The organism is Yinghuangia sp. YIM S10712 (assembly GCF_051388935.1).
Classification (GTDB): Bacteria; Actinomycetota; Actinomycetes; order Streptomycetales; family Streptomycetaceae; genus Yinghuangia.
The window spans coordinates 94053-110040 of sequence record NZ_JBPKBI010000004.1 but is presented as its reverse complement, the minus strand read 5'-3'; the positions used below and the strand labels follow the sequence as shown (position 1 = coordinate 110040).

The window sequence follows — 15988 nt, the reverse complement described above, 5'->3', positions numbered from 1 at the left end:
TTCGCCCTCGCCGAATGAAAAGCGACCATATGGTGACGAATAGCCCCCCGTTGCCGTGACATGCCGACCGATGCTTTGGGCGTGTGTGGTAGTTGTGAGGTCGACTTCGTGGAGGCCCAGGTGACCACCGAACACGCGTACCGCTACGGCATCACCGTGCCGCTCAACGCTCCGCTGTCCGAACACCCGCGGCTTGTCCGCGAGTTGGTGGCGGCCGGTTACACCGACGTCTGGTCCGCCGAGGTCGACGGCCTCGACGGGCTCACGCCGCTCGCGGTGGCCGCGACCGCGGATCCGTCGGTGCGGCTCGGCACGGCCATCGTCTCGCCGTACACGCGCGGCCCGGCGACTCTCGCGATGAGCGCGGCCGCCATGGCGGAACTCGCGCCGGGGCGTTTCCACCTCGGGATCGGCGCGGCCTCGCAGATCATCGTCGAGTCGTGGAACTCCGCCGAGTTCGACCGGCCGTACCAGCGCGTGCGTGACACCGTGCGCTTCCTGCGCGCCGCGTTCGCGGGCGAGAAGGTGACCGAGGAGTACGAGACCTTCTCCGTGCGCGGCTTCCGCCTCGCCCGGCCGCCGCAGACCCCGCCGAAGATCTTCGTCGCGGCCCTGCGCGAGGGCATGCTGCGCCTCGCCGGCCGGGAAGCGGACGGCGCGATCATCAACTGGCTGTCCCCCGACGACGTTCGGACCGTCGTGCCGCACGTGCACGCGGGCGGGCCCGGCAAGGAGATCGTCGCGCGGATCTTCGTCTGTCCGGTCGACGACCCCTCGCACGCCCGGTCGGTCGGCCGCCGGATGATCACGTCGTACCTGAATGTGCCCGTCTACGCGGAGTTCCACCGCTGGCTCGGGCGCGGCGACGTTCTCGCGCCGATGTGGGACGCGTGGGCGGCCGGCGAGCGCAAGAGGGCCCTCGAACTCGTGCCGGACGAACTCGTGGACGAACTGATCGTGCACGGCAAGCCGGAGCACTGCCGGGCGAGGATCCAGGAGTACGTCGACGCGGGGGTCACCGTGCCGGTCCTCGGGGTGATCGGCACCTCCCCGGACGCGGACCCGATGGAGGCGGCGCGGTTGCTGGCCCCGGTCGGCTGACGCGGGTCACACCGGTTGCGCCGTCTCCCCGTCACTCCTGTCGGACCGGTCGCACCATGCACTCGCGCGGCCACCGGTCGAGGCCGTGCTCGGCTTCCCGGCGGCACAACTCCGCGAGCTGTGGGGTGACTTCGTCGTCGCGCAGGGTCCGGAACCCGACCCGGCGGTAGTAGGGCGCGTTCCAGGCCACGTCGGAGAACGTGGTCAACGTGAGTGCCGGGAAGCCGTGCCGTGCCGCGTGCCGGGCGGCGTGGTCGATCAGCGCACGGCCGACCCCGCGCCCTGCCGCGTCGGGGTGCACGGACACCTGTTCCACGTGCAGGTTGCCGTCGACGGGTGCGGCGACCAGGTAGGCGACGACGTGCTCGGTGCGGCCGCGCGCCTCCCCGGTTCTGTCGACGGCGACCCACGCGCGTCCGGCCCGCCGGAAAGCGTCGAGTTCCTCGACCGACAAGGGCTCGTCGTCGGCGATCTCGGGCATGCCGACGGAGCGAAAACACGCGCCCGCGGCCCGCTCGATGTCGCGTAGTACAGGCAGTTCGGCCTCACCGGCCGGGCGAATCCGCACCGTCGCCTCCCGTTCCGTGCTGCTCGCCTTCACCTCTGCTCCGCGTCGCCGAGCGACGCGAGCAGCGCACGCAGGCCGTCCCGCAGCGCGTTGCGCTCCTCGGTGGTCAGCGGGGCGAGAAGGCGTTCCTCGGTGGCCAGGTGATCGGGAAGCGCGGCGTCGATCAGCACACGCCCGGCGTCCGTGAGACCGACCAGGCGGTTCCGTCCGTCGGCTTCGCTCCTCGTACGCGTCACCAGCCCGCGCGCCTCCAGCCGGTCGAGGCGCTGAGTGATCGCCCCGGACGTGACCATCGACGCGCGCATCAGCTCGGCCGGGGTCAGCCGGTGCGGGGGAGCGCTGCGCCGCAGCGTCGCCAGTACGTCGAATGACGGACCGTCGAGTCCGTGCATCGCGAACGTGCGTGCGAGTTCCGTGCTCACCAGCCGCGCCGCCCGTGACAACCGGCCGAAGACGGCCATCGGGGATACGTCCAGGTCGGGGCGCTGGTCGCCCCACTGCGCGAGGACCAGGTCCACGTGATCCGTCATGCCGCCAGGCTAGCGGATATCTTAGCGTTGAGATATATTCTCTTAGTACTAAGAGATTATTCTCGTGAAGGAGTGCCTCATGCGTATCGCCGTGTTCGGAGCAGCGGGCAACGTGGGCAGCCGGGTCGTCGCCGAGGCATGGGCGCGCGGCCACGAGGTCACCGCCGTCGTACGAGGTCACCGCAACCTGAGCGGGCTTCCCGCCGACGTGGACGTGCGTACCGGAGACGCCCGCGACCCCGACGACGTCGCGGCGGCCACCGTCGGCCAGGACCTGGTCATCACCGCGACCCGCCCGGCTCCCGGCCGCGAGGCAGAACTGCCCGAGGCCACACGGGCGTTGCTGGCCGGCATCGGCAAGACGGGGGTGCGTGTCCTCGCGGTCGGCGGCGCCGGCAGCCTGACGGTGCCCGGTACCGGCGGTCGCACGGTCGCCGGCATGCCCGATTTCCCGGCCGATTGGGCGCCCATCGCGGCGGCGTGCGCCGAGCAGTTGGACGTGTACCGCGCCGCGCCCGCCGAGATCGACTGGGCGTACCTCAGTCCCGCCGCGATCCTGGAACCGGGCGAGCGGACGGGGGTGTATCGGCTCGGCGGCGACACGCTGCTGGTCGACGCGGACGGCAACTCGTCGATCTCGACGGAGGATCTGGCGGTCGCGCTCCTCGACGAAGCCGAGCGGCCCCGCCACCACCGCACGAGGTTCACGGTCGGCTACTGACTGAAGGCGGGCCCGCCCGACTCGGGCGGGCCGCACCTCTAGCGCGTCACGACGACCGACGAGCCATGGCCGAACAGCCCCTGGTTGGCGGTGATGCCGACCTTGGCGTCCGGCACTTGGCGGGCGCCGGCGCATCCGCGCAACTGCCATGTCAGTTCGCACACCTGCGCGATCGCCTGGGCCGGGACCGCTTCGCCGAACGACGCCAGGCCGCCTGACGCGTTCACCGGGATGCGGCCGGTGATCTCGGTCTCGCCGTCGCGCAGCAGCTTCTCCGCCTCACCGCGCCCGCAGATCGCCAGATCCTCGATCCAGTCCGACTCCAGTGCGGTGGACAGGTCGTACACCTCGGCCAGGCTCAGGTCCTCCGGGCCGAGACCGGCCTCCTCGTACGCCGCGTGCGCGAGTGACGCCCGGAAGGACAAGTCGCCGGGGGGCACCGCGGCGGACGAATCGGTGGCGATGTCCGGCATCTCGATGATCGCGCTCGGGAACGTCGGAGTGACCGTCGAGACCGCCGATATCCGCACCGGGCGGGTCGTGTGCCGGGCTGCGAACTCCTTGCTGCACAGCACGATCGCGGCACCGCCGTCCGAGGTGGCGCAAATGTCCATCAGGCGCAGCGGATCGGCCACGACCGGCGACGCGGCGACCTGCTCGGGGGTGAACGCCTTGCGATAGCGCGCGTTCGGGTTGTGCAGGCCGTTCTTGGCGTTCTTGACCTTCACCCGGGCGAAATCCTCGACGGTCGCGCCGTAGAGGTCGATGCGGCGGCGTGCGTACAGCCCGAAGTACGTCGGGTTGGTCGCCCCGAGCACGGCGAAACGCACCCAGTCCGGATCGTCGGGACGGTCGCCGCCGACGGGTGCGAAAAAGCCCTTGGGCGCGGCGTCGGCACCGACCACCAGGGCGACGTCGGCCAGACCGGCGAGGATGTGGGCGCGCGCGTTGGCGATGGCCTGCGAGCCGGACGCGCACGCCGCGTACGAGCTCGACACCCGGGCGCCGGTCCAGCCCAGCGCCTGTGCGAAGGTCGCGCCCGCGACGAAGCCGGGGTAGCCGTTGCGGATGGTGTCCGCGCCGGCGACGTACTGGATGTCGCGCCAGTCGAGCCCGGCGTCGGCGAGCGCGTCCTGGGCCGCCTTGACGCCGTACTCCACGAAACTGCGGCCCCACTTGCCCCACGGGTGCATGCCGGCACCGAGGACGACGACCTCGTTCATACCGCGGCCCCCGTCGGCTTGAACTTCCAGGTGGTGAAGACCTGTTCGTCGGTCTCGTAGAGCACCCCGGGGACGATCTCGACCTCGGCGCCGACGGTCAGGTCGTCGACGGTGACGCCGGGCTCGGCCTGGCCGAGGACGATCATGCCCTCCTCCGCCAGCCGCACCGCCACGATTGTGAAGGGCTCCCACTCCGTCTCGGCGTCGGAGATGTACGGCGCGGGCGGCCGGTACCCCGCGTTCGTGTATGACCACACGGTGCCGCGTCCCGACAGCCTGACCTCCTCGAACTCCCGGCCCGCGCAGGCGGGGTTCCGGCAGAAGGCGTCCTGTCGGGGGAAGAACACGGTCCCGCAGGCGGTGCACCGGGTACCGAGGAGGCGGAACTCCCCGTCGTCCGTGGTGAACCAGCCGGGGACCACAGGCTTGCGGTCCTTCATCGCGCGGGCCTCCTTGGCGTCGGAAACGGCCCCGCCGACCCGAAACGGGCATGCGGCGGCTCGGGTAGGGCCGGCGAAAGCCCCACCCGTCTATTCTGACGGTACGTCAGTTCTCTGGGGCAAGACGCCGGGCAACACCGATCCGCCAATCGAACACCGCACGACCGGGCACGGGTGTTACCGCAGGTAACGAGGCCGTGTCTCCCGTCGCCTGTCCACCGTCCGAGCGCGCGCCGAACAGCGCTGCCCGCCACATCGGGTGGCATCCTCGGGACAGATACGACTGCCCGGAGGTTCGCCCATGCCCGCCGTGCCCGAGCCGCCCGCCGCTCCCGAGGTTCTGTGGCGACCCTCGGAAGAACGCGTACGCGCGGCCCGCATCACGGACTTCGCCACCCGCACCGCCGAGGCCCGCGGTATCGACCCGTTCACCGACTACGCCGACCTGTGGGCCTGGTCGGTCGCCGAGCCCGAAGCCTTCTGGGCCTCCGTCTGCGCCTACTTCGACGTCGCCTTCAGCGCCCCACCCACGCGCGTGCTCGCCGACGCGGCCATGCCCGGAGCGGTCTGGTTCCCCGGTGCGCGCCTCAACTACGCCCGGCACGCGCTGCGCCGCGCCGAGACAAACCCGGACGAAACAGCGATCGTGCACCTCGGCGAGGCGCTCGACCCACGCGAGATCACGTGGGGCGAACTCCGGCGCTTGGTCGCCGCGTTCGCCCACCACCTGCGAGGGCTCGGGGTGGGCCCGGGCGACCGGGTGGCCGCGTACCTCCCCAACATCCCCGAGGCGGTCGTCGCGATGCTGGCCTGCGCCGCCGTCGGGGCCGTGTGGTCGTCCTGCGCCCCCGACTTCGGCGCGCGCAGCGCACTCGACCGCCTGCGGCAGATCGAACCCGCGGTGCTCATCGCGGTGGACGGCTACCGCCACGCCGGCAAGGACATCGACCGCCGCGGTGAAGTCGCCGCAATCGTCCGCGAGTTGCCGACCCTGCGGCAGACCGTCCACGTCCCGCTGCTCGGCCACGCCGCGCCCGAAGGCGCCGTGGCCTGGGGGGACACCGTTCACGGGGACCATGAAGTCGCTTACGAGCCAGTCGATTTCGACCACCCGCTGTGGATCCTCTACTCCTCCGGCACCACCGGCCTCCCCAAGGCCATCGTGCACGGCCACGGCGGCATCCTGCTCGAACACCTCAAGCACAACGCGCTCCACCTCGACCTCGGCCCGGCCGACCGGTTCTTCTGGTTCACCTCCACCGGCTGGATGATGTGGAACCTCCTGGTCGGCGGCCTCCTCGTCGGCTCCACGATCGTGCTGTACGACGGCAGCCCCGCCTTCCCCGACCCCGACACGCAGTGGACCGTCGCCGAACGCACCGGCACCACCGTCTTCGGCACCTCCGCGGCCTACCTCATGGCCTGCCGCAAACACGGGCTGCGCCCGCGCGAGACCCATGACCTGTCGCGCGTACGCTGCGTCGGCACGACCGGATCCCCGCTTCCGCCCGATGGGTTCCGCTGGGTGTACGAGGACGCCGTCCCCGATGTCTGGCTGGCGTCCGTCAGCGGCGGCACCGACGTGTGCAGCGGCTTCATCGGCGGCGTCCCCACCCTCCCCGTTTACTCCGGCGAGCTCCAGGCGCGGCTGCTCGGCTGCGCCGTCGAGGCCTGGGACGAGGAGGGCCGACCGGTGACCGACCGGGTCGGGGAACTCGTCCTCACCGCCCCGATGCCGTCGATGCCCACGATGTTTTGGAACGACCCGGACACATCGCGCTATACCGCGAGTTATTTCGACACGTATCCCGGCGTGTGGCGGCACGGCGACTGGATCACGATCACGTCACGGGGAACCGCCGTCGTCCACGGCCGCTCCGACTCGACACTGAACCGCCAGGGCATCCGCATGGGTTCCGCCGACATCTACGAAGCCGTCGAACGCCTGCCCGAGATCACCGAATCGCTGGTCATCGGCGTCGAACAACCCGGCGGCGACTACTGGATGCCACTCTTCGTCGTGCCGGCGCCCGGAGTCCGGCTCGACGACGCGCTGCGCACACGCATCAAGGACACGATCCGCACACAGGTTTCGCCGCGCCACGTCCCCGACGACATCATCGAGGTTCCCGGAGTGCCGCACACCCTTACCGGCAAACGCCTCGAAATCCCCATCAAACGCCTCCTCCAAGGCCACGCCGCAGCCGAGGCCGTCAACCCCGGTTCGGTCGACAATCCCGACCTGCTGCGCTACTACGCCGGCCTGGCCGCCGAACGCGCCTCGGGCCCCGACGAGACCGCCTGAACGACGCCTATGTGGGCGGTGGTACGGTGCTTTCTCGGCACGTACACCTTGGCGATTGTGCGCCGGTGAGGCAGACCCTCGACAGGCTCGGCATCGTCGCCCACGGGGTAGGCCGCACAAGCTCCGGCCGCGCGCGAGCACAACCCGACCGGGGCCGCGACCGGCCGATATTCTGACCGCGGCCGTGTTCTCCGGCCATCCGTGCCTGACGTGGAGTCCGCTACAGACATGTCCTTCCACCGCGTGCTCGTCTCGTCCTTTCGCGAGCTGCTGACCCTCGCACCGCGGGCTCCGTTCACAGGCAAGAAGGACAAGACGTTCCGCCGAGGACGACTTCTGCTCATGGCCGGTATTCCGGCGGCGCTGCTGACGGTCGGGCTGTGGGTGTGGTGGTCGGTCACCCAGGACGTCATCTTCTGGCGAATGCTGGACTTGAACGTCTACTACGGCGCGGCCGAGTCGCTCGAGCGAGGCCAGCAACGGCTTTATCGCGAGAACCACGGCGACTGGGAACTCCCCTTCATCTATCCGCCCTTCTCCGCCTACATCTTCTACAAGCTCCCGTTCGGCTTCGGCGGCCTGCAATGGGCCATGACCGTGACGAGCTTCGTCTCACTCGCGGTCATCGTGTGGGCGGCGTGGGGCATGCTCGGCCACCGCCGCACGTGGGGGCGCGTCGGCATCACACTGCTCACCTTCGCCGCCGTCGTGTGGTTCGAGCCGGTGGCGTGGACCCTGATCTGGGGTCAGGTCAACCTCGTCCTGCTCGCCCTCGTGCTGGTCGACCTGTCGTTCCCCGACTCGCGGCGGTGGAAGGGCATCGGCATCGGCATCGCCGCCGGCCTCAAGCTCACACCGGCGATCTTCGTGGTGTACCTGATCATCACGCGCCGTTTCCGGGCCGCCGCCGTCGCCGTCGGTGCCTTCCTGGCGACCGTCGCGTTCGGCTTTCTGATGATCCCCCGGGCGTCCAAGGAGTACTGGACCAACCTCGGTGAGATCAGCAACAAGGTCAACGGCGAACTCAGCGTCGGCACCCTCAACAACCAGTCGATCAAGGGCATGCTCACCCGCCTGATCGACAACGAGACGGTGGTGACGGGCATTTGGCTCGTGCTGTGCGCCGCCGTCGTGGTGATCGGCCTGCTCGCCGCCGCCAAGGCGTCCCTGGCCGGGCGCGAATTGCTCGGCGTCGTGATCGTCGGCGCGCTGAGCCTGCTCGTGTCGCCGATCTCGTGGTCGCACCACTGGGTGTGGGTCGTCCCGGCGTTCATCCTGCTCGTCCACACCGCGTACCGCCGGGCGACAAGGCTCTGGTGGGCGGCGGTCGGCGCGTTCTTCGTGTTCTACGCGTCGTGGCCGATGAAGATCAACGCGCTCGGCGAGTGGGACGACAACGTGCCGTTCCAGCCATTCGGCCTCATGTGGCTCGTGCCGCGCGACGGCGGTCGCGAGAAGGACTGGAACATCTGGCAGTTGTTCGTCGGCAACAGCTATCTGCTCGGCGGCGCCGTGTTGACGGTGGTCATCTCCTGGCTCGTGCTCACCAACACGAGGCTGGCCCCGAACGCGGTCCCCGCCGTGCCGGTCATCGTGCCCGAGGCTGTTCCGGCGGTCGCGTCGGCCGCGTCCGGCGGCGGCAAGACGGCGAAGGCTTCCGCCGACGCTGCGGCCGCGAAAGACGGCACGTCAGGCGACCCCGGCGACGGCCCCGACCGGCGCGGCGTCGAAATAGGGAACTGACGCGGAATCAACAGCGGCCGTCCGGCGCGGTGCCGGGCGGCCACGGTGCGTTGACGGGTCGTTAAGATCTCGCACACGCGTACGAGAAGGGAGGGCAGCCGTCACACGTTCGAGGACCCCTCGAATGGCGCCCGCGACCGCGCGAACGCCATGATGCAGCCCATGCCGACACTGGGGACGACAACCGCAGCCATGCGCAACGAGCACCAGCGAGACAGCCACGACGGCGGCGGAAACACCCTGCGTGCCTTGCAGCGCGAGGTCGTGACCTTCGCGCCCCGGGTGCCCTACCGCCCGGCCGATGACCGCTCGCTGGCCGCCCGGCTGTGGCTGCCGCTCGGCATCGTCATCGCAGCGGTCGCCGCCGCGACGTGGGTGTGGACGGTCCGTCACCATCCCGAGTGGCTGTGGCGGTTGATAGACCTGAGCGTGTACGACGACGCGGCCGATTCCCTCAACCGCGCGCAACACCGGATCTACCGGGACCGCTTCGGCGAGGGCAATCTGCCGTTCATCTACCCGCCGTTCGCCGCGCTCGTCTTCTACAAGCTGCCTTTCACCTTCGCGACGCTCAAGCTCGTGGCCACCGGGCTCACGCTGGCGTGCCTGCTCGCGGTGGTCTGGGCCTCGTGGGGCATGCTCGGCTATCGGCGCGACTGGGGGCGGCTCGGTGCGACGCTCGCGGTCGGCGGCATCGTGCTGTGGCTGGAGCCGATACAGCAGACGCTGCTGTTCGGCCAGGTCAACGTGATCCTCATGGCGGCGGTGGTCCTCGACCTCTCTCTCCCCGACACCCGCTGGTGGAAAGGCGTCGGGATCGGGTTGGCCACCGGGTTCAAACTCACGCCCGGGATCTTCATCGCATACCTTGTGCTCACTCGAAGGTTCCGGGCCGCCGCCGTGGCGACGGGCACGTTCGTCCTCACCGTCGTGGGTGCGTGGGCCCTGATCCCCAGCGCGTCGAAGACCTATTGGACCGACGCGATAGGCGTGGGCGACAACGTCGGCCAGGACTTCATCTCCAACCAGTCGTTCAACGGCATGCTGCGCCGCGTCTTCGACGAAGGCCCCGCGGAGAAGCCGCTGTGGCTCCTCGCGGTGGCCGTTACCGCCGTCGTCGGGCTCGGCGCGGCGACGCTGCTGTCCCTGCGCGGGCGTGAGCTCGCCGCCGTCGTGGCGTGCGGCATGACCGGCCTGCTTGTCTCTCCCATCTCGTGGACCCACCACTGGGTCTGGATCGCGCCGATCTTCGTCCTGATCGCGCACGTTTCGCTCACCCGCTTCCGTGCGTCCGCGTCGGCGGCTGTCCGGGCCGGATGGGCCGCGCTGCCGATCGCCTTCGTGCTGCTGACCTTCGCGTGGCCGATGTCGATGGACCGGCGGCCCGCCCTCACCCCGCAGGGCCTCCTGTGGCTGCTGCCGTACGCCGAGAAGCGCGAACACGACTGGAACCTGTTCCAGTTCCTCGCCGGGAACTCCTACCTGATCGCCGGCGTCGCCCTCATCGGCATCGCGGCCGTCACGGCATGGCGCACGCCGCCCCGACGGGGGGACGCGGCGGCGCCTCCACCACCCACCGATACGCTCAGGGCATCCGTACCGAGCGTCGATCCCACCCCGTGAGCGGCACCAGATGACGGCAGATTCGAGGGAGTCACGCGTGGCCGAGGCGCCTCAGCCCCCTGCGGCCGAGCCCCACGGCAACGGCGACGTGGTCACCACCGACCGCGTCCTCACCATTCCCAACCTGCTCAGCTTCGCGCGTCTGCTCGGGGTGCCCGTCTTCCTCTGGCTGATCCTGTGGCCGGAGTTCGGCGGTCCGAAGAACGACGTCATCGCGCTGGTCATCCTCATGGTCAGCGGCTTCACCGACTGGCTCGACGGCAAGTTGGCCCGGCGGTGGAACCAGATCAGCAAGGTCGGCCAGGTGCTCGACCCGGCGGCCGACCGGCTCTACATCCTGTCCACACTCATCGGACTCACGTGGCGGGAGATCCTGCCGCTGTGGGTCACCGCCCTGCTGGTCGCCCGCGAGTTGTTCATCGCGGCACTCTTCCCGTACCTGCGCGCTTACGGCTACGGCCTGCTGCCGGTGAACTTCATCGGCAAGGCGGCAACATTCAATCTGATGTATGCGTTCCCCTGCCTGTTGCTGAGCGACCACAGCGGCAGTATCGGAACGCTGTCTGCCATCTTCGGCTGGGCGTTCGCCTGGTGGGGTATCGCGCTGTACTGGTGGGCAGGAGTCCTGTACGCGGTCCAGGCCAGACGTCTGGTTTCCGCGGTGAAACAGGCCGAGGCCGGGTACGCCTAGCGAGCCCTGCGTGTCTGTCCGGCTCGTGAGGCATTCGCCCTGTGCGGTGCCATCCGCGCGGGCCAAGCGAAGCGATAGGAGGACGTGACTCGATGAAGGCCGTCGTCATGGCCGGTGGTGAGGGAACCCGCCTGCGCCCGATGACCTCAAGCATGCCCAAGCCGCTCCTGCCGGTGGTCAACCGCCCGATCATGGAGCACGTTCTGCGGCTGCTCAAGCGGCACGGGTTCTCCGAGACCGTGGTGACGGTCCAGTTCCTCGCATCCCTCGTGCGGAACTACTTCGGCGACGGCGAAGACCTGGGCATGAGCCTGACCTACGCCAACGAGGAAACGCCGCTCGGCACCGCGGGAAGCGTCAAGAACGCCGAGGAAGCGCTCAAGGACGACACGTTCCTGGTCATCTCCGGTGACGCGCTGACCGACTTCGACCTGACGAAACTCGTCGAGTACCACCGCGAAAAGGGCGCGATGGTGACGGTCTGCCTCACCCGCGTCCCCGACCCCGTCGAATTCGGCATCACGATCATCGACGACGAGGGCCGCGTCGACCGCTTCCTCGAAAAGCCCACGTGGGGCCAGGTGTTCTCGGACACCGTCAACACCGGCATCTACGTCATGGAGCCCGAGGTCTTCGACTACGTTGCCGCGGGCGTCTCGGTCGACTGGTCCGGGGACGTCTTCCCCAAGCTCCTCGAAGAGGGCAAGCCCATCTACGGCTACGTCGCCGAGGGCTACTGGGAGGACGTCGGCACCCACGAGAGCTACGTCAAGGCCCAGGCCGACGTCCTCGACGGCAAGGTCGACGTCGACATCGACGGCTTCGAGCTGGCACCGGGCGTATGGGTCGCGGAAGGCGCCGAGGTCGATCGCGACGCGATCCTGAAGGGCCCCCTCTACATCGGCGACTACGCCAAGGTCGAGGGCGGTGTCGAGATCCGCGAGCACACCGTGCTGGGCAGCAACGTCGTCGTCAAACGCGGCGGTTTCCTGCACAAGGCCGTGGTCCACGACAACGTCTACATCGGCCCGCAGACCAACCTGCGCGGCTGCGTCATCGGCAAGAACACCGACGTGATGCGCGCGGCCCGCATCGATGAAGGCGCGGTCATCGGCGACGAATGCCTCATCGAAGAGGAGTCGCTGGTCGCCGCGGGCGTCCGCGTGTACCCGTTCAAGACCATCGAGGCCGGCGCCGTCGTCAACACGTCGGTCATCTGGGAGTCGCGCGGCCAGAAGAACCTCTTCGGCCCGCGCGGGGTCTCCGGCATCCTCAACGTCGAGATCACCCCCGAGCTCGCGGTGCGCCTGGCCGGCGCGTACGCCACGACGCTCAAGAAGGGCGCCACCGTCACGACCGCGCGCGACCACTCGCGCGGTGCCCGAGCGCTCAAGCGCGCGGTCATCTCAGCACTCCAGGCGAGCGCGATCAACGTGCGCGACCTCGAAAACGTGCCGATGCCCGTGGCCCGCCAGGAGACCGCGCGCGGCTCGGCCGGCGGCATCATGATCCGTACGACCCCCGGCGTTCCCGACTCCGTCGACATCATGTTCTTCGACGAGCGCGGCGCGGACCTCTCGCAGGCCGCCCAGCGCAAGCTCGACCGCGTCTTCGGCCGTCAGGAGTACCGCCGCGCCTTCCCCGGCGAGATCGGCGAACTCACCTTCCCCTCGCGCCCGTTCGACAGCTACGCGGGCTCCCTCCTGAAAGCCGTCGACGTCACGGGCGTGCCCGACGCCGGCCTCAAGGTCGTCGTCGACGCGGCCCACGGCAACGCGGCCCTGGTGCTGCCCAGCGTGCTCGGCCGCCTCGGCATCGACGCGCTGACCGTCAACACCGGCCTCGACGACGGGCATCCGACCGAGACCACCGAAGACCGCGCGGCCGGGCTCGTCCGGCTCGGCGAGATGGTGTCGTCGTCGCGTGCGGCGTTCGGCGTACGCTTCGACCCCGTCGGCGAGCGCATGTCGCTCGTCGACGAACGCGGGCGCATCATCGACGACCACCGCGCCCTGTTGGTCTTCCTCGACCTCGTCGCGGCCGAACGCCGAGGCGGGCGCATCGCGTTGCCGGTCACCACGACCCGCATCGCGGAACAGGTCGCGGCGTACCACGGCGTGCAGGTGAGCTGGACGACGACATCCCCCGACGACCTCGCGCGGGTCGCCGCCCAGGACGGCACGGTCTTCGGCGGCGACGGCCGCGGCGGTTTCGTCGTGCCGGAGTTCAGCACGGTCTTCGACGGCACCGCGGCCTTCGTCCGACTGATCGGCCTGGTCGCCCGCACGCAACTGACACTGAGTCAGATCGATGCGCGCATCCCGCGCGCCCACGTGCGGCGCCGCGACGTGCCGACGCCTTGGGCGGCCAAGGGCATGGTCATGCGCTCGGTCGTCGAGGCGGCCGGCGAACGCGGCATCGACACCACCGACGGCGTACGCGTCGTCGAGTCCGACGGCCGCTGGGTGCTGGTGCTTCCGGACGTCGCCGAAGCCGTCACCCACCTGTGGGCCGAAGGCCCCGACGACACCGCCGCCGAGGAACTCCTCGACGAATGGGCCGCAGTAGTGGAACGCGCCGGCGACTGACCAACCCGTGGGGGCGGCCCACCCCGCCCCCACACCCACCCCACCCCGCTCACGCGCTCACGCTCACGCTCACGCGCTCACGCGCTCATCCCCATTCCTCCGCCCAGCCCTACGGGCCGTGTCCGTTAGGGATGCGCTTCGTGGCTTTGTGTTCATGGGCGTTTCCGCGTACGTGCGTGCGTTCGTGTCGCTCGCGTACCCGGCATCCGGACACCGCGACGGGCGCTACCGTCGGCATGGAACGATGGGGCCCATGACGCGGACACCGACGCCCGGGGAGGCCCGGTACGAACGCCCCGATGCGTCGATGTCGCTGCTGATCAACATCATGGACCACAGCCTCGACGAGGGATATGCCGAGGCCACCGCGCGCCGGGCGGTCCGTGGTGAGGTCCATGGCGGCAATCGCGCGCGCGGCACCCGTTTGTTGGCCGTCATCGGGGTCGCGCTCATCGCCGCAGTCGTCACGTTGGCCGCCATCCACCAGGTCCGGGTCGCGGCTCCCCGCGCGGCCAAGGAACGCGAAGACCTCGTCAACCGCATCCACGCCGGCGAAGCCGAGGCCGACCGGCTCCAGGACGAAGTCGAGGCGCTGCGCGACCAGGTCGACGCGATGCAGGACGAAAACCTCTCTCCGGACGAGGCCAAGCGCGTCGGGCTCCTCGCCGCGCGCGCCGGCGCCGACCCCGTCGAGGGCCCCGGGGTCAAGATCGTCGTCGACGATGCCGAGCAGGCCGGGGCCAAGGACGGCGCCAACCAAGACCCGAGGCAGCAGCAGGCGCTCGCCAACGGCCGGGTCCTCGACCGCGACCTGCAACGTGTCGTGAACGGTCTGTGGGCGGTCGGCGCCGAAGCCATCGGTATCAACGGGCAGCGCCTGACCGCCCTTTCCGCGATCCGTGCGGCCGGGGCCTCGATCCTGGTCGACAACCGGCCGCTGTCGCCGCCGTACACCGTGCTCGCGATCGGTGACGCCAAGAAGATGCGCACCGACTTCCCGAAGACCTCGGACGGCATCTACCTGCACGACCTGACCCAGAGGTTCGGCCTCCGCGCGACCATCGGGACGCAGAAGAAGATCAAACTGCCCGCCGCGATCGGTATGACGCTGCGCGTCGCCCTGCCCGAGGGCGCGGTGCCGGCGACGGGCACCACGGCCACCCCCGTCCCGGCTCCGGGACCGACGGCAACACCCGGTACCGGTACGGTGTCTCCCTCGGCGGGCACGACCGGAGACGCGGCCGGGACCCGGACCCCGTCCTCGTCGAGTTCCGCGCGTCCGACGCCGTCGAAGTCCGCATCGCCCAGGACCACACCGTCCGCCACCGGGACGGCCACCACGGGGGCCACGACCAGACCTCCGTCGAGCAACGCGACCGCGCGGAACACCGGCGCCGCGCCGTCGCACGAGGAAGGACAAGCGTGATCGCGGTACTCGGCCTGGCGTTGGGAGTCGTGGTCGGCTTTTTCGCCCGCCCGGTGATCCCGGCCGACCTGGAGCCGTACCTCCCCATCGCGGTCGTGGCCGCCCTCGATGCGGTCTTCGGCGGTGTCCGCGCGCTTTTGGACGGGATCTTCGACGACAAGGTCTTCGTCGTGTCGTTCCTGTCCAACGTCGTCGTCGCCGCGCTCATCGTCTTCCTCGGCGACAAACTCGGCGTCGGTGCGCAGTTGTCGACGGGTGTCGTCGTCGTTCTCGGCATCCGGATCTTCTCGAACGCCGCGGCCATCCGTCGGCACGTCTTCCGGGCCTGAGAGGGGGAGCTGTGGCCGAGGAACCCCCGCCGCGCGACGGCGCCGGTACGCCCGAAACCGGTCGGCCGCGCCGCGAACCGCCTCCCTACCGCCGGTATTTCGCTCCGGAGACGCCTTCGGAGGCCGAGGAGTACGTGGACGACCCGGGCGCCGGGTCGGCCCCTCCTGCCGCCGGCTCCGCCACCGATCCCACCCGTGAGCCCTTGCCGCAACGGCGCCGGCCGGTCGATCTGCGGCACGACGGCCGCGAGGCGCCGGGAGGCCACGGGGACGCGTGGTTCCGCCGGAGCCCGAGCGAGCGCGGCGCCGGGCCGCAGGCTGCCGGGCGCGCTGCGTACGATGAGGACTGGTACGGCGACGAGACGCGCCGTACCGCTCCGGGGTCGGCCGCCGGTGCGACGGCCGAAGGGGAGCCGGGGCGTTCCAAGCCGGACGTGTCCGCCGAAGAGCTGCCGTCCCCGTACTTCAACGCGCCCGCCGCGCCTCGTGGACGCCGCCCCGGTCCCCGCACGCCGGACGAGCGTGCACGGCCGTCCGAGGGCTCCCCGGACCGGACACCGCCCGCCGCCCCCCAGGGGCCTGACGCTGCGTCAGAGCCCACGCCCGAGCCGCCCCCCGCCGTCCCGCTCCGTAGGGCATCGCAGGACCGGCCTTCCCCTTACTTCAACGTGCCGGCCCGGCGCGGTCAGGCCCGGCGGCC

The 15988-nt window shown here is 70.2% G+C and carries 13 protein-coding genes; 9 read left to right on the top strand and 4 right to left on the bottom strand.

The features are described 5' to 3' along the window. The first annotated feature begins 120 nt into the window (after positions 1–120). The gene (locus ACRX5W_RS12520) at positions 121–1101 is read left to right on the top strand and encodes an LLM class F420-dependent oxidoreductase (protein WP_436788139.1); all 981 of its coding nucleotides are present in this window, start codon (positions 121–123) and stop codon (positions 1099–1101) included. Positions 1102–1132: 31 nt separating this feature from the next. On the opposite strand, the gene ACRX5W_RS12515 is transcribed toward ACRX5W_RS12520, so the two are convergent. Together ACRX5W_RS12515 and ACRX5W_RS12510 are read right to left on the bottom strand one after the other, a co-directional pair. After that, positions 1133–1669 (bottom strand): GNAT family N-acetyltransferase, encoded by a 537-nt coding sequence (locus tag ACRX5W_RS12515; RefSeq protein WP_436788329.1) that lies wholly within the window; start codon positions 1667–1669, stop codon positions 1133–1135. A 29-nt stretch (positions 1670–1698) separates the two neighbouring features. Further along, positions 1699–2199: a MarR family winged helix-turn-helix transcriptional regulator gene (locus ACRX5W_RS12510; RefSeq protein ID WP_436788138.1), complete on the bottom strand. Its 501-nt coding sequence runs from the start codon at positions 2197–2199 to the stop codon at positions 1699–1701. A gap of 79 nt (positions 2200–2278) precedes the next feature. Here ACRX5W_RS12510 and ACRX5W_RS12505 point away from each other — a divergent pair, with 79 nt between their 5' ends. Further along, the gene (locus ACRX5W_RS12505; protein WP_436788137.1) at positions 2279–2920 is read left to right on the top strand and encodes an NAD(P)-dependent oxidoreductase; all 642 of its coding nucleotides are present in this window, start codon (positions 2279–2281) and stop codon (positions 2918–2920) included. Between the two features lie 38 nt (positions 2921–2958). On the opposite strand, the gene ACRX5W_RS12500 is transcribed toward ACRX5W_RS12505, so the two are convergent. Both ACRX5W_RS12500 and ACRX5W_RS12495 read right to left on the bottom strand, forming a co-directional pair. After that, positions 2959–4143 carry a lipid-transfer protein gene (locus tag ACRX5W_RS12500; protein ID WP_436788136.1) on the bottom strand — a complete coding sequence of 395 codons (1185 nt, stop codon included), beginning with the start codon at positions 4141–4143 and terminating at the stop codon, positions 2959–2961. Continuing rightward, complete coding sequence (locus ACRX5W_RS12495) at positions 4140–4583, bottom strand: Zn-ribbon domain-containing OB-fold protein (RefSeq protein ID WP_436788135.1); 444 nt, start codon at positions 4581–4583, stop codon at positions 4140–4142. Before ACRX5W_RS12495 ends, ACRX5W_RS12500 begins: the two co-directional genes overlap by 4 nt. A gap of 301 nt (positions 4584–4884) precedes the next feature. On the opposite strand from ACRX5W_RS12495, the gene ACRX5W_RS12490 reads away from it, so the two are divergent. The 7 genes from ACRX5W_RS12490 to ACRX5W_RS12460 all read left to right on the top strand — a co-directional run bounded on the left by ACRX5W_RS12490 (position 4885) and on the right by ACRX5W_RS12460 (position 15288). Next, entirely contained in the window at positions 4885–6888 is a 2004-nt protein-coding gene (locus tag ACRX5W_RS12490; protein ID WP_436788134.1) for an acetoacetate--CoA ligase, read from the top strand. Positions 6889–7116: 228 nt separating this feature from the next. Then, a complete protein-coding gene (locus tag ACRX5W_RS12485) occupies positions 7117–8631 on the top strand; it encodes a glycosyltransferase 87 family protein (RefSeq protein WP_436788133.1) in 1515 nt (504 codons plus the stop codon). 162 nt (positions 8632–8793) lie between these two features. Continuing rightward, positions 8794–10254, top strand: coding sequence for a glycosyltransferase 87 family protein (locus tag ACRX5W_RS12480; RefSeq protein WP_436788132.1), 1461 nt, complete (start codon positions 8794–8796; stop codon positions 10252–10254). Between the two features lie 37 nt (positions 10255–10291). After that, positions 10292–10945, top strand: a complete 654-nt coding sequence (gene pgsA, locus ACRX5W_RS12475) for a CDP-diacylglycerol--glycerol-3-phosphate 3-phosphatidyltransferase (RefSeq protein WP_436788131.1) — start codon at positions 10292–10294, stop codon at positions 10943–10945. A 92-nt stretch (positions 10946–11037) separates the two neighbouring features. Then, positions 11038–13533, top strand: coding sequence for a sugar phosphate nucleotidyltransferase (locus tag ACRX5W_RS12470; protein ID WP_436788130.1), 2496 nt, complete (start codon positions 11038–11040; stop codon positions 13531–13533). Between the two features lie 253 nt (positions 13534–13786). Continuing rightward, on the top strand, positions 13787–14959 hold the full coding sequence (locus tag ACRX5W_RS12465) for a DUF881 domain-containing protein (RefSeq protein WP_436788129.1): 1173 nt from the start codon (positions 13787–13789) through the stop codon (positions 14957–14959). Next, entirely contained in the window at positions 14956–15288 is a 333-nt protein-coding gene (locus tag ACRX5W_RS12460) for a small basic family protein (RefSeq protein WP_436788128.1), read from the top strand. Before ACRX5W_RS12465 ends, ACRX5W_RS12460 begins: the two co-directional genes overlap by 4 nt. Positions 15289–15988 lie beyond the last annotated feature (700 nt).